Here is a 12,866-nt window from a genome sequence, read left to right on the forward strand (position 1 = left end):
GGGCGGATCCGGGTGCCGTCTCTCCATCCCGGGAGTCTCAGCAGGTGGCGGAGCCGGCGTCCCAGGAGAGGACGCCCGACCCACCGGCGAGCCGGGAGAGCCGGATGTCGAGGGCGTCGTAGACCTCGTCCACCGAGGTGGTGCGGCAGCCCTTGCGCACGAGCAGCAGCGGGGCCGAGCGGTCGGCCGCCAGCTGGGTGCCGGCCATGGCGTCCACCGGCGCGTCACCGGCGGCGAGGACCGCCGTGGTGGACTGCTCGAAGGCGTCCATCGCGATGAGGGCGCTCGTCTGGTAGCGGTTGGCGCCACCGATCCGCTCGATGCTGGCGCCGGGCAGGAGCTGCTGCGCCTGCTGCACCACCGACTCGGCGACGGCGCCCGTCCCGCCGAGGACGACGACGCGCTGGGGGGCCAGCTCGGCCAGCCGGGCCGCCGTCACCGGCGGCAGGGCGGTCGTGCGGGTGAGCAGCATCGGTGCCTCGACGTGGGCGGCCGCCGCGCCGCCACCCAGGGCGTCGGTGAGGTTGCTGCCGCTGGCGAGGTAGACGGTGCCGCTGTGCCACTGCTGCTCGTAGCTGAGCTGCACCGCGGTGTCGTAGCGGTCCCTGCCCGACACGCGCCGCACGGCATACCCCTCGGCCTCCAGGGCGCGACCGACCGCGGGGGTGACGGCCTGGGTGCCGCCGACGAGGACGACCTCCAGCGCGCCCATGTCCTCCAGCACCTCGACGGTGGACGGCGGCACCTCCTCGGGCCGGGTGAGCAGGACGGCGGCGTGGCCCTTGCTGGCGACCGGGCCGACGCCCAGCGCGTCGGCGATCTCCCCGCCCTGGGTGATGTAGGCGGTGTCCACGCCGTAGGGCGCGCCCTCGTGGGCGAGACCGGCGGCGACGTCGTAGCGGGTGGCGCCACCGATCCGCTGCACCGCGGTGCGCTCCAGGCGCTGCTCGGCGGCGACCATGGTGCGCAGGGCACCGAGCATCTGGTACATCTGCCAGCCGGGACAGCTCGTGGCGTAGACGTCGCGGTGCCCGTGCAGCGTGGACAGGGTGCGGGTCCAGCCGAGGTAGGAGTTGGTGTAGCGCTTCTGCTGCGTGACGTCGGCCCCGTGCAGGTTGAGCACCCACCCGGCGGTCCGCGCCAGGCCGGCGAGCTCGGCCTGGGGCACCGGGCTGATCTCGTGGTTGCCGAGCGAGCTGAGGCCGAACCAGTCGTAGTTCATGCCGTAGGAGTGGGCACCCTGGACGTTGTTCTCCAGCCCGCCGGAGCGGCCCTCCCAGACCCGGCCGTAGCGGTCCACCATCGCGTTGTAGCCCACGTCCCGCCAGTCGAGGGTGTGCGCGTGGTAGCGGTAGACCGCGCGCAGCATCGCCGGGACGTCCTCGGCGGCGTAGTAGGCGTCGGTCGCGGTGTGGTGCAGGGTGATGCCCATCTTCGGCGAGGGGCGGATGGGTCCGGCGCTGGGGATGAGGTCCATGTCCTGCGCCCAGTCCTTGCGCCGCGCGACGACGAGGCCGTCCGGCCCGGCGTCGGGCACAGGGAGCTCGGCCACCGTCGCGGCGTCCTGGGCGGTGACGTAGGTGGTCCAGCTCTCGATGCGCGCGTCCTCGGTCTCGCCGGAGAGCTCCACCTGGACCCGGTCGGCGTCGAGGAGCACCGTGCCCTCGGTCCCCCACTCGCCCGCCTCCTGGCCCTGCTCGTCCGGACCGGTGGCGAGGCCGTCCTCCAGGGAGGTCCACTCGCCCCAGGCCCCCTCCTGCTCCACCCGCATGCGGGCGCCGCCGTCCTGCGGGCCCGACCAGCGCACCCCCACGACGGTGACGGCACGCTCGTCCACGTCCAGCGTGCCGCGTAGGACGTCGGCGCCCTCGCCGGACGTGGTCTGCGCCACCGGGTCGAGCGCGACCGAGCGGTGCTCGGGGTCCGCGGAGGGCTCCTCGGCGAGGGCGGCAGGGACGCCGACCCCGGGCACGACGAGGGCCATCGCGGTGAGCGCGGACAGCACGAAGCGGCGGGCAGAGGGCATGGCGGATCTCCTTGACCGGAGACGTCCGGCCGCGGCTGACTGCTTCAGGGGACGCAGTGACAGTAACCTCAGGAGTCACTGATGTCACTACTCTTTACCCAATGCATACCTTCTGATCTGCAGCGATACCGTTACTGCAGGAACTGCGCCGGGTCGAACTCCGCGATCGGGATGATGCGCAGGCGCGGCAGCGGGGCGTTGAAGGCCCGGGTGTCGTGCTCGAGGTCGAAGAACTCCATGCCCTGGTGCACGAGCTGGTGGAAACCGGCGTTGCGGAACTCCTCGAAGGCGATGAGACCGACGCGGCGGGTGCCGTCGATGAGCGGGGTCACCGTCTCGAGGAAGTCGCCGTCGTGGCTGACGAGCATGACGTCGTCGCTGCGGGCGTGCAGCGCCTCCAGGGTGCGCTGGATGGCGATGTCGACGACCTTCTCCTCGGCCGTCCCGGACAGCGGCACCGGGGTGTAGCCCAGCGCGCGCAGCGCCTGGACGAAGGACATCGGCAGCCCGCTGCTGGCGTTGAGGAAGAACAGGCCCTTGGCGCTCTGCCCCCACGTCTCCTGGGTGAAGGTGAGCAGGCGGTCCCACCGCGGGCGCTCGTCCGGGTGCGGGCGGCGGCCGAGGATGGAGTTGCCCAGGGTCGCGTCGATGTTCTCCCCGTCGACGAGGAGATAGGTGATGCGGTCAGCAGTCATGACGAACCTTCGTCTTTCTTCTCTTGTATCAATTTATTCGTAGACGAGCTTCTGCGGACCCGGGAAGATCCACGACAACCCGTCCCGCAGCCGGTCCCGCCAGTTCTCCCAGGAGTGGCCGTCCCGCGACTCGACGTACTGCACCCGCGACCCGGTGGACTCGAAGACCGGGACCATCGAGCGGTTCGGCACGATGAGCGGCTCGTAGACGCCGCAGGTGATGAACATCCGCTCGGCGACCCGGCGGGGACGCTCACGGTAGCGGTTCATGAAGCGCACGACCGGGTCGAAGGCCGGCCCTCCGCCGTGGTCGGAGCCGATGTCGGTGAAGACGAAGGAGCCGGACTGCAGGAAGAGGTTGTCCCACACCCCGGGGTTGCGGGCCGCGGTGGACAGCGAGGCGACCGCGCCGAAGCTCGCGCCCATGAGGCAGCGGGCGTCCGAGCGGCGGATGAGCGGCAGCTGCTCCTCCAGCGCCGGCAGCAGCTCGGTCGTGAGGTGGCGTGCGTGCGGGGCGGAGTTGGGGTACTCGCGCAGCCGGTCCCCGGGGTTGGTGAAGACCACGATCGTCTCGGCCATGTCCAGGTCGTGGATGAGGTTGTCGAGCACCGTGCGCATGGCGGCGTAGTTGAGGTAGTCGTCACCGTCGTGCACCACGAGCAGCGGGTAGCGGCTGCTGCGGCGGAACCGCGCCGGGAGGTAGACGCGGGGGTGGGTGGCCCGGCGCAGCGCCTTGCTCTGCACGGTGAGGTCGACGAGCTCACCGGGGCGGGCGTCCGGCTGCGGCGCGACCCACTCGGGGGTCTCGTAGCCGGCCGCCTGGCAGACGCTCGAGGACCCGACGGGGCTGTGCGCCACGTAGGGGTTGAGCGGGTCGTTGAAGGTCTCCACCGCCTCGCCCTGGCGGACCTCGATCTGGTACTCCACCCGCGACGCGGCCGGCAGCTCGATGGTGACGTACCAGAGCGGGGTGGTCCCCTCGGGCACCTCCACCCGCTTCATCGGCACGTGCTGCGGCTGGTTGACGATGCGGTGCCGCACGGCCACGCCGTCGGCCTGGCCGCGGTAGAGGAAGGTGCACTTCGCCCCCTCCACGATCGGGACCTCCTGCTCGGCCAGGAAGCGCTCGATCACCTGGTCGTCCAGCCGGCGGGCGCGCAGCGCGTTGATCGCGAGCTTGCCCTTGTGCCGCGGGGGCAGCGGGTATGCCGTCTGCTGGCTCACGCGCCCTCCTCCCCGGGGATGGTGGGAGTCGCCCCGGAGGGGTCGACGGAGGTGGGGACGGCGACGCGCGCGGCATACCTCGTGACCGTGCCCTCGGGGCCGAAGATGCGGGTGCCCTCCGGCACCCGGCCGTCGGCGGTGAGGGTGACCCGGTCACCCGGGTCCAGCGGCAGCGCCACCCTCGGGCGGCACCGGTAGGTGAGGGTGCGCATGCGGTCCAGGTCCTTGACGTCGAGCCGGTCGGTGGCGGCGGGCAGGGCGACGAGGCCGCGGGTCAGGCCGAGCCCGTCCATGAGCACCTCGGCCACCCCGGGGGCCACCACCGAGTCGTCGTAGAACAGCACCACCCGCTCGGTGAGCGCCATCGCGCCGGCTCCCCAGGCGACCACCGGGCGGTCCACCCGGGCGTGGACGCCCCGGGGGTCGGCCGGGTCCGCCACGGCGGTGGCGAGCACCGGGGCGAGGTTGAACATGTGCAGGGTGCCGAGCAGCACACCGACGTGCCCGCCGGCGATGACGACCGCGTCGCACTCGCCGACGAGGCTCCCGACCTCGTAGCGACCTCGCACGACGGCGTCCCGGTGCTGCGGCTCGTGGGTGGCGAAGAACTCCTCGTTGAGCTCGGCGACCCGCCGGACGTGTCGCTCGTCGAGCTCGCGCATGACCCCGAGGACGTCCTCGACGGCCAGCCGGTGCACCCGGGGGTCCCGCGGCTGGTGCGCCCGGATCCGGGTGCAGGCCTCCACCGCCTGCTGGAGGCCGATGAGGTAGAGCTGCTGCATCTCGGTGAGGATCTGCCGGCGCCGCCGGTCGGCCTGCTCCAGCTCGGGGTCGTCCTCCCAGATCTGCTGCATCCGCTCCCACAGACCGAGGTTGACGCACCGGCCGCCGAGCTGGTCGACGAGCACCCGGTCGTCGTGCTCCCGGTCGCGCCACCCGGCGGTGATGGTCGCCACCCGGGCTCCCTCGAGCCCGAGGGAGCGCATGACCTCGTCGACGACGGGGTCGCGCTGGGGGCCCAGCAGGGTGATCCGGTGGTCGGGCGCCCCGTGCCCGTCGCCGTCGGCGGAGCCCTCAGCGGGCATAGACATGCACCGTGCGCCCCACGTCGTCGAGCATGTCCCGCAGCACGTCGAAGTCCGGGTGCCGCATCCGGATCCACGCGTTGGCCATGAAGCCGGCCTCGACCGGCTGGGTGCCGGTCCCCGCCACCGGGACGTGCGCGTCGATGATCCACCGGCCGTAGCGGTTCTCGACGTCCTCGAGGCCGCTGTAGCCGGTGATGACGCCGTCCTGGTCCGGGCGCAGCGCGACGATCCCCGCACTGTGGCTGCGGCTGGGGCGCTCGCGGACCTCGCCGTGGACGATCGACTGGGCCCATGCGGCATACACGTCCATGTCGTTGGCCGCGCAGTAGAGGTCCCAGCAGCCGACCCCGGGCGGACGGCAGCCGATCTCGGAGAAGGTCAGCCCGCGCGGCCCGTGGAACCACTCCATGTGGGTCGCGGACGTGCCGATCCCGAGCGCCTCGTTGACGCGGTGCCCCATGGCGCGGATCTCGTCGTAGAGGCCCCCGTCGTCGATCCGGTTGGTCGCGACGAACTGCGGGGAGATCCACCGCGCCCGCATCCCCTCCAGCACCCCGGGGAAGTAGTGGGAGGCGAAGTCGAGCTCGATGCGGCCGTCGACGGAGACCGTGTCGTAGAACCCCTCGTGACCCTCGATGAACTCCTCCACGGCGATCGAGCTGTAGCGCCCCATCCGCTCCAGGGCGGCGGAGAGCTCGGTGTCCGAGCCGACGCGCACGGTGTCCGCCGCCCCCGCGGCGTCACGGGGCTTGAGGATGAGCGGGTAGCCGACGGCGGCGGCGAAGTCCCACACCTGCGCGGCGTCGTCGGCCCCCGTGGACCGGGCGGTCGGCACGCCGGCGGCGCGCAGCGCCTCCTTCATCGAGGGCTTGTCGCGGCACAGCCAGGTCGTGCGGACCGAGGTGCCCGGTATGCCGAGGTCCTCGCGGACCTGGGCGGCCACCATCTGGTGGGACTCGATGGTCGACTCCATCCGGTCGACCCACACCATGCCCTGCACCCGGCGCACGGCCTCGGTCATCTGGGCCCGGTCGGTCACCGACCCCACCTGCTCGTAGTGGACCATCCAGGACGTGAGCTGGTCGTCGAGGTAGTCCAGCGGGGTCTCGCCGATGCCGATGACGTTGGCGCCGGCCTCGGCCAGGGCCCGGGCGAACTCGCGCTGGTTCTTCGGGAAGTGCGGCTCCACGAGGACGATGTTCACGACCCTGAGCCTGCCACATCCGGGCGGCGCACGGGAGTGCCGACCGGTGCGGACCCGACGCGCCGCGCCGCGTCAGTCGCGGCGGGCCAGCTCGTCGAAGGCGTGGGCGACGACCTCGGCGTAGACGTGCATCCCGTCGATGTCGGGGTGCACGTTGTCGCTCTGCAGCGTCTCCGGCTGCTGGCTGATCGTCGCGTTCCACTCACCGACGACCGTGTGGGGGTAGTCCTCGACGACCTCGCGGATGGTCTCGTTGGAGGACTCGGTGAAGGAGGCCTGGACGTAGAGGTCCATGACCACGACGTTGCGCTCGGGCCCGAGCGTGTCCAGCACCGCCCGCAGGGCCTCCTCGTCGACGCCCGCGTTGGTCCCGAGGTGCAGGACGACGTTGTCGCGCACGGTGCCGGCCGCGAGGGCCTCGTCCACCCGCTGCGTCGCCTCGCCCCACTGGCGGTTCGACTCGGCGGCGAAGGCGATGTCGGGGAAGCGGAAGCTCAGGCCGTCGGCGCTGGTGACGACCAGGGAGTCGCCGATGGCGGTGAGGTCGGACCCCGACGGCACCAGCAGCCCGTCGGCGTCCGCGGTGAAGGTGCTGCCGTTGACCTCCACCTCGCCGGGCGACGGGGCGGCCTCGGTCTCGGTGGCGTCCTCCTCGTCCTCGGCCGTGGCCTCGTCGCCCTGCTCGTCAGCGGCCCCGGAGCTCCCCTCGCCGGCGGGAGCCGCCCCGAGGGTGGCGCCGAGACCGGTGCCCCGGCGCGGGGCCTCGGCCGGCGCGCCCCCGGTCGGGGCGGGAGCCGGGGTGCCGTTGTCGATGCGGGTCTGGGACTGCTCGATCTGGCGCTGGGTGGCGGACTTCTCCGGGGCGGTCACCAGGGCGACGACGGTGGCCACGAGCAGCAGCACCAGGCCGGCGGCGACGATGCGCGGCCGCTTGCTGCGGTGCCACCCCTGGGTGAACCAGCCCGCGGCGGCCCGGATGCTCGCCCGGATGCCCCGTCGGCGGACCGGCACCTCGAGCAGCCGCCAGGACAGCTCGGCGAGCACCAGGGTGACGACGAGGGCGCTGAGCAGGACGGCGGTGCCCCGGGCGGTGCCGACGGCGTAGGGCACGAGCGCCCCGGCGATGACGAGCACCGGCCAGTGCCAGAGGTAGATGCCGTAGGACCGCTGTCCCAGCCAGGCCAGCGGCCGCAGCGACATGACCCGCCGCCACGGCGACGGGGCCTCGAGCAGGCCGGCGATGAGGACGACGGTCGCGACCGAGGCCAGGGCGATGCCGCCGCGGAAGGTCAGCGCGGAGTCCTCGCCGGACCAGCGCATCAGGCCCGCCAGGACGAGCAGCGCGGCGAGGACCGCAGGGCCGCGGAACCGACGCCAGGTGGCGGTGCGCAGGCCGGCCCGGTGCACGGGGTCGGCCCAGGCGAGGGCCAGCGCGGCGCCGCCCATGAGGCCCACGAGGTGGGTGTCGGTGCCGTAGTAGACGCGGGTCGCGTCCGCCCCGGTGGCGATGAGCGTGGCCATGAGCACGGTCGAGGCGAGCCCCAGCAGCACCACCGCCGTGACGCGGTGCCGGGTCGTGGGGGCCAGCGCGAGCAGGACGACCAGCGTCAGCGGCCACAGCAGGTAGAACTGCTCCTCGACCGCCAGGCTCCAGAAGTTGACGAAGAGGATGGGGCTGGTGCTGTGGAAGTAGCTCGCCCCCGCCGTGATCTCCAGCCAGTTGCTGGTGAACGTCAGGGCACCCAGGGTCTGCCGACCGATGCCGACGAGCAGGTCGCCGCCGACCAGCCGGGCGGTGGCGACGCTCACCAGCACGACGACGGCCAGCGGGGGCAGCAGCCGGCGCGCCCGGCGACGCCAGAAGGTGGGCAGGTCGACCCGGCCGCGGTGGTCGACCTCGCGCAGCAGCAGCGTGGTGATGAGGAAGCCGCTGACGACGAAGAAGACGTCGACGCCGAGGAACCCGCCGGGCAGGGCCGTCGGGACGAAGTGGAAGGTCAGGACCGCGAGGATCGCGATGGCCCGCAGGCCGTCCAGGCCGGGGATGTGGCCGGGCCGCGGTTCGACGTCGCGAGGGCCGCGGCCGCCACGACGCGGTCGCCGGGTGGGGGTGGTCTCGAGGACGGCGCCCGGCGCGGCGCCGTGCCGCGGGGGCAGCGACGCACGAGGGCGGGGTGCTCCCGGCTCGACCAGGGCTCGCTCACCACCGGGGACGGGGCCGCGGTCCTCCGTGGGGGTCGGGGACGAGGCGGGCAGCGACATCTGCCGTGCCACCTCCTTCGTCGACCGACCCGGGAACCGCTGGAGAACAATCTAGGCGCGCCGTCACCGGGGGTCGGGGAGGTGGAGGGTGTGTCGCCGGACGGGCCCCGGACGCGCACGAGGCGCCCACCGGGGTGGTGGGCGCCTCGTGCCGGGCTGGTGCGGCCTGGTGTCCTCAGGCCCGCGTGGAGCTGTCGTCCTCGCCGTCGCCGTCCGTGGTGTGCGGCAGCGACTCGTGGTGGTGCTCCTGAGCCGACCGGATCTCCTCGGTGGGGGACTCGCCCTTACCCTGCTCCTCGACGGGAGCGGCGCTGGCGCTGCCGAGGTCGTCGATCTGCTCGGTGTCGAGCATCTTGGCGGAGCCGTCCTCGTTGAGCGAGGGTGCCTCCACCTCGTCGCCGGCGACCGGCTGGTCACCCTGCGTCTCCTGAGCGTCGTTGCTCATGGTCCTCTCCTTCTCTGTGGTGGACCCGACCGCGCCCGCCGACGCGGCGGTGGTCGTCGCGGGTGCGGCGGTCGCCGAGGGGGCAGAGGTGGTCGAGGTGCTCGCGGCCCACGGGTCGCGCGTCTCCTTGGCGGCCCACGGGTCGGCGGCCGGCTGCTTCTGCTGCTGGGCGAGCCACCAGGCGAGACCCGCACCGGCGGCGGCGAGCAGCCCCAGCGTGATGAGAGCACTGCCCCGCCGCTTCTTCGTCTTGGGCGAACCGGTCACGGCGGCCACGACGCCCTCGTCCTGGGCGAGCAGCCGGTCCTTGCCGACCTGCATGTCGCCGAGCATCTGCTGGATCTTCGGCAGCAGCTCGTCGTTGATGAGGTCGCGGACGTGGTCCACCGCGGGCGCGACGCCGGCGATGCCCTCCTGGGCACGCGGCACGGCGACGTCGATGCCGTGGTCCACCCCGGAGACGGCGCGGTCGCGGGTCGCGGCGGCCAGTCCGGCGAGGGCGGCAGCCCCCGCACCTGCCCGGGCCACGGCGGCCTCGCCGACGGGACCGGCCTGGTCCAGGGCGGCCGCGGAGCGGTCGCGCAGCACGTCGACGGCGTGGAGACCCTGCTCGCGCAGGACGTCACCCTGGTGACGGGCGTCCTTCACGGCCAGCTTGCCGCGCTTGCCGGCGTCCTTGGCGGTCTTCTTGCCCTGCTTGCGGGCGTTCTTGGCCGCCTGCTCGCTCTGCTTGCTGACGCGCTTGGCGGTCTTCTTGCCCTGCTTGCGGGCGTTCTTGGCCGCCTCCTCGCTCTGGGCGCGGACGTCCTCGGCGAGGCGGGAGGCGCGGTCGGCCGCGGCGGCACTGACGGCCGCGGCCCGGCCCCCGGCCTTCTTGCTCTGCTGCTCCAGGGCCGCCCGGCTGTGCTGGCGCGCCTGTCCGGCGGCCTCGCGCGCCTTGCCGGCCGCCTTGGCGGCCGACTCGCGGTCCTGCTGCGCGGCCTTGAGCGCCTTGGCCCGGGCCTTCTGGGCGTGCTTGCGCCCGGACGTGTCGTCCTGCGGGGCGGTCACCTCGGCGAGGGTCGCCAGGAAGGCGGCTCCGAGGTTGCGGGCGCCGGACGCGGCGCTCGCACCGGCCTCGGAGGCGTCCTGCCGGGCGCGGCTGGCCTGGGTCGCGGCCCGCTCGGCATCGGTCTTGAAGAACACGTGCTGTCCCTCCTGTTGTCGGTCTGGGCCCCATCCTGCCCTGTCGCGCCCCCGAACTCCACCTCACCCGCCACGGCACCCGGCCCCGGGGGACCGTGCGAAACTGGGGCCATGAACGTCACGCTGCATACCAACCACGGCGACATCGCGCTGGTGCTCTTCGAGCACGCGGCCCCCAAGACGGGCGCCAACTTCACGGGCCTCGCCACGGGCGAGAAGGAGTACTCCGACGACGCCGGCCGGAGCAACCCGCAGCCGTTCTACGACGGCCTGTCCTTCCACCGCGTCATCCCCGGCTTCATGATCCAGGGCGGCTGCCCGATGGGTGAGGGCTTCGGCGGTCCGGGCTACACCTTCGACGACGAGATCAGCCCCGACCACGACTTCACCCAGCCCTACATGCTGGCCATGGCCAACGCCGGCAAGCGCATGGGCAAGGGCACCAACGGCTCGCAGTTCTTCATCACCGTCGAGCCGACGACCTGGCTGCAGGGCAAGCACACCATCTTCGGCGAGGTCGCCGACCAGGCCTCCCGCGACGTCGTCGACGCGATCGCCGCGGTGCCGACCGCTGCCGGTGACAAGCCGGCCGAGCCGGTCGTCATCGAGCGGGTCAGCGTCGAGGGCTGAGCCCTGGACGAACCGGTGAGCGGGTCTGCCGCCGACGCCCCCCGGGTGCCGCCCGGGGGCGGCGGCACGCCGGGCGGTCCGCCCGTGTGCCCGCGACACCCCGACCGGACGTCCTACATCCGGTGCCAGCGTTGCGAGCGCCCGACCTGTCCTGACTGCCAGCGCCCCGCGGCGGTGGGGGTGCAGTGCGTCGACTGCGTGTCCGAGGGCGCCCGCTCGGCTCCTGTCGCCCGCACCCGCTTCGGGGCACCGGTGCGCGAGGGCCGTCCGGCCGTCACCTGGACGCTCATGGGGCTGTGCGCGGTGGTGTACGTCGCGCAGCTCGCCAACCCGGTGGTGACCCGGGAGCTGGCCTTCGTCGGCGTGCTCGCGGGGGCGGAGCCGTGGCGGCTCGTCACGTCGGCCTTCGTGCACTCCCCGCAGAGCCTGCTGCACATCGCCTTCAACCTCTACATCCTCTTCGCCGTCGGCCCGGTGCTGGAGCAGGCCCTGGGCCGCGCCCGCTTCGCGGTGGCCTACCTCATCTGCGCCGTCGGCGGCTCGGTCGGGGTGCTGGTGCTGGCGGCCCCGGACCCCGGGTGGGTGCGCCCCGTCGTGGGCGCCTCGGGTGCCATCTTCGGGCTGCTGTTCCTCTACATCGTGCTGGCCTGGCGCAGGGGCGGGGTCTCGACGGGGCTGCTCGTGATGATCGGCATCAACCTGGCCCTGCCGTTCTTCGTCGGCGGCATCGCCTGGCAGGCCCACATCGGTGGCGCCGTGACCGGTGCGGCCATCGGGGGGCTCATGCTCCTGACCTCGGCGCCGGGCCGCTCCCCGCAGGCGGTGCGACGTCGGGCCCTGGCCTGGCCCGCGCTCTCGGGCGTGCTCGTCGTCCTGCTGCTGCTGGCCGGGCTGCGGCTCTGGCAGGTCCTCGGCCCCGCGGCCCTGGGGCTGCCGGGCTGAGCACCACTTTCTGTCGCCTGGACCGAGTTACACCCGTGTGGTTATCCCCATCGTGGGGACAACCTGTGGACAACTACCGCCACTGGGTGGCCATGCCGAAGCCGATCATGATGAGGCCCATGCCGATCCCGAGGTTCCAGTAGCGGATCGACTCGATGGGCCACAGGCCACCGGTGATGTAGAAGATGGCCACCCACAGCACGCCGATGATCATCAACGCGCACATCACCGGCACGAACCAGGAGGGGTTGCTCGGCAGGCTCTGGGTCTGGGGCTCGGTCTGGCTGGTGCGCTGGGCGCGCTTGCGAGCGCCGTCTCGGCCTCGGGACTCGGGCACGTCGACTCCTTCGTGGTGGGAGCCGCCAGGATATACGCCGGATACCCTGGGTCCCATGACCGATGAGCCGAGCGAGGGTCCGGGCTCCGCGGTGGCACCGCGCCGGGCCCGGAGCAGGACGGTCGGGGTGACGCTCGTCTGCCTCGCCGCCGGGCTCCTCTTCGGCACCAGCGCCTCCCTCGCCCGCGACGCGCGTCCGGAGCCGGGGGACCTGGTCGGCCTCATCACCCAGCGCGACGTCGAGGTGCGTGAGCTCAGCGCCCAGGCCGAGGAGCTGCGGCACGAGGTGGACCGGCTGCGGTCCGCTCAGGCCACCAGCGCCGCGGCGGTGGACGGCCAGCGGGCGGAGGACCTCGCGGTGGGCGTGGGGGCGACCGCCGTCACCGGACCGGCCGTGAGCGTCACGCTCGACGACGCCGGCTACAGCCTGGACACCCTCCCCGAGGGCTACTCGGTCGACGACGTGGTCGTGCACCAGCAGGACCTCCAGGGCGTGGTCAACGCCCTGTGGGCCGGCGGGGCCGAGGCGATCATGGTGCAGGATCAGCGCATCGTCGCGACCAGCTCGGTCCAGTGCGTGGGCAACACCCTCTACCTCCAGGGACGGGTCTACTCCCCGCCCTTCACCGTCACCGCCGTCGGGGACCCCGAGGCCCTGCACGCGGCGCTCGCGGCGGACCCGGTCGTCGCGACCTACCGCGACTGGGCCGACGCCGTCGGACTGGGGTATGCCGTGGCCGACCTCGGGGAGACCGAGCTCCCGGCCTACGCCGGTCAGGTGCGGCCGAGCCACGCCCGGGTCGTCGACTCCCGCTGACCCGCGCGGCG

11 protein-coding genes are annotated in these 12,866 nt (G+C 73.1%); 3 read left to right on the forward strand and 8 right to left on the reverse strand.

Going from position 1 to position 12,866, the window contains the following annotated elements; genetic code table 11:
* Positions 1–37: 37 nt before the first annotated feature.
* From FHD63_RS00195 to FHD63_RS00225, 7 genes are all read right to left on the reverse strand, one after another.
* On the reverse strand, positions 38–2,026 hold the full coding sequence (locus tag FHD63_RS00195; protein ID WP_139719114.1) for a cell wall-binding repeat-containing protein: 1,989 nt from the start codon (positions 2,024–2,026) through the stop codon (positions 38–40).
* Positions 2,027–2,157: 131 nt separating this feature from the next.
* Positions 2,158–2,721, reverse strand: coding sequence for an NYN domain-containing protein (locus FHD63_RS00200; protein ID WP_139719116.1), 564 nt, complete (start codon positions 2,719–2,721; stop codon positions 2,158–2,160).
* 33 nt (positions 2,722–2,754) lie between these two features.
* Positions 2,755–3,945 (reverse strand): alpha/beta hydrolase-fold protein, encoded by a 1,191-nt coding sequence (locus FHD63_RS00205; protein WP_139719118.1) that lies wholly within the window; start codon positions 3,943–3,945, stop codon positions 2,755–2,757.
* On the reverse strand, positions 3,942–5,030 hold the full coding sequence (locus tag FHD63_RS00210; RefSeq protein ID WP_139719120.1) for a type 1 glutamine amidotransferase family protein: 1,089 nt from the start codon (positions 5,028–5,030) through the stop codon (positions 3,942–3,944). The genes FHD63_RS00205 and FHD63_RS00210 overlap by 4 nt, the downstream gene beginning before the upstream one ends.
* Positions 5,020–6,237 carry an ATP-grasp domain-containing protein gene (locus FHD63_RS00215; protein WP_139719122.1) on the reverse strand — a complete coding sequence of 406 codons (1,218 nt, stop codon included), beginning with the start codon at positions 6,235–6,237 and terminating at the stop codon, positions 5,020–5,022. Before FHD63_RS00215 ends, FHD63_RS00210 begins: the two co-directional genes overlap by 11 nt.
* A gap of 72 nt (positions 6,238–6,309) precedes the next feature.
* Entirely contained in the window at positions 6,310–8,511 is a 2,202-nt protein-coding gene (locus tag FHD63_RS00220) for an acyltransferase family protein (protein WP_139719124.1), read from the reverse strand.
* 163 nt (positions 8,512–8,674) lie between these two features.
* On the reverse strand, positions 8,675–10,129 hold the full coding sequence (locus tag FHD63_RS00225) for a hypothetical protein (protein ID WP_139719126.1): 1,455 nt from the start codon (positions 10,127–10,129) through the stop codon (positions 8,675–8,677).
* Positions 10,130–10,240: 111 nt separating this feature from the next.
* Between FHD63_RS00225 and FHD63_RS00230 the strand changes: the two genes are divergently transcribed.
* Together FHD63_RS00230 and FHD63_RS00235 are read left to right on the forward strand one after the other, a co-directional pair.
* Complete coding sequence (locus FHD63_RS00230; protein ID WP_139719127.1) at positions 10,241–10,759, forward strand: peptidylprolyl isomerase; 519 nt, start codon at positions 10,241–10,243, stop codon at positions 10,757–10,759.
* Positions 10,760–10,957: 198 nt separating this feature from the next.
* Positions 10,958–11,701, forward strand: a complete 744-nt coding sequence (locus FHD63_RS00235; RefSeq protein WP_238705711.1) for a rhomboid family intramembrane serine protease — start codon at positions 10,958–10,960, stop codon at positions 11,699–11,701.
* Between the two features lie 73 nt (positions 11,702–11,774).
* Here the strand turns inward: FHD63_RS00235 and FHD63_RS00240 are convergent, their stop codons facing one another.
* The gene (locus tag FHD63_RS00240; protein WP_139719131.1) at positions 11,775–12,038 is read right to left on the reverse strand and encodes a cell division protein CrgA; all 264 of its coding nucleotides are present in this window, start codon (positions 12,036–12,038) and stop codon (positions 11,775–11,777) included.
* A gap of 55 nt (positions 12,039–12,093) precedes the next feature.
* Between FHD63_RS00240 and FHD63_RS00245 the strand changes: the two genes are divergently transcribed.
* Positions 12,094–12,855, forward strand: coding sequence for a DUF881 domain-containing protein (locus FHD63_RS00245; protein ID WP_139719133.1), 762 nt, complete (start codon positions 12,094–12,096; stop codon positions 12,853–12,855).
* Positions 12,856–12,866: the final 11 nt, after the last annotated feature.

The sequence above is a fragment of the Serinicoccus chungangensis genome, assembly GCF_006337125.1.
In the GTDB taxonomy this organism is placed as follows: Bacteria; Actinomycetota; Actinomycetes; order Actinomycetales; family Dermatophilaceae; genus Ornithinicoccus; species Ornithinicoccus chungangensis.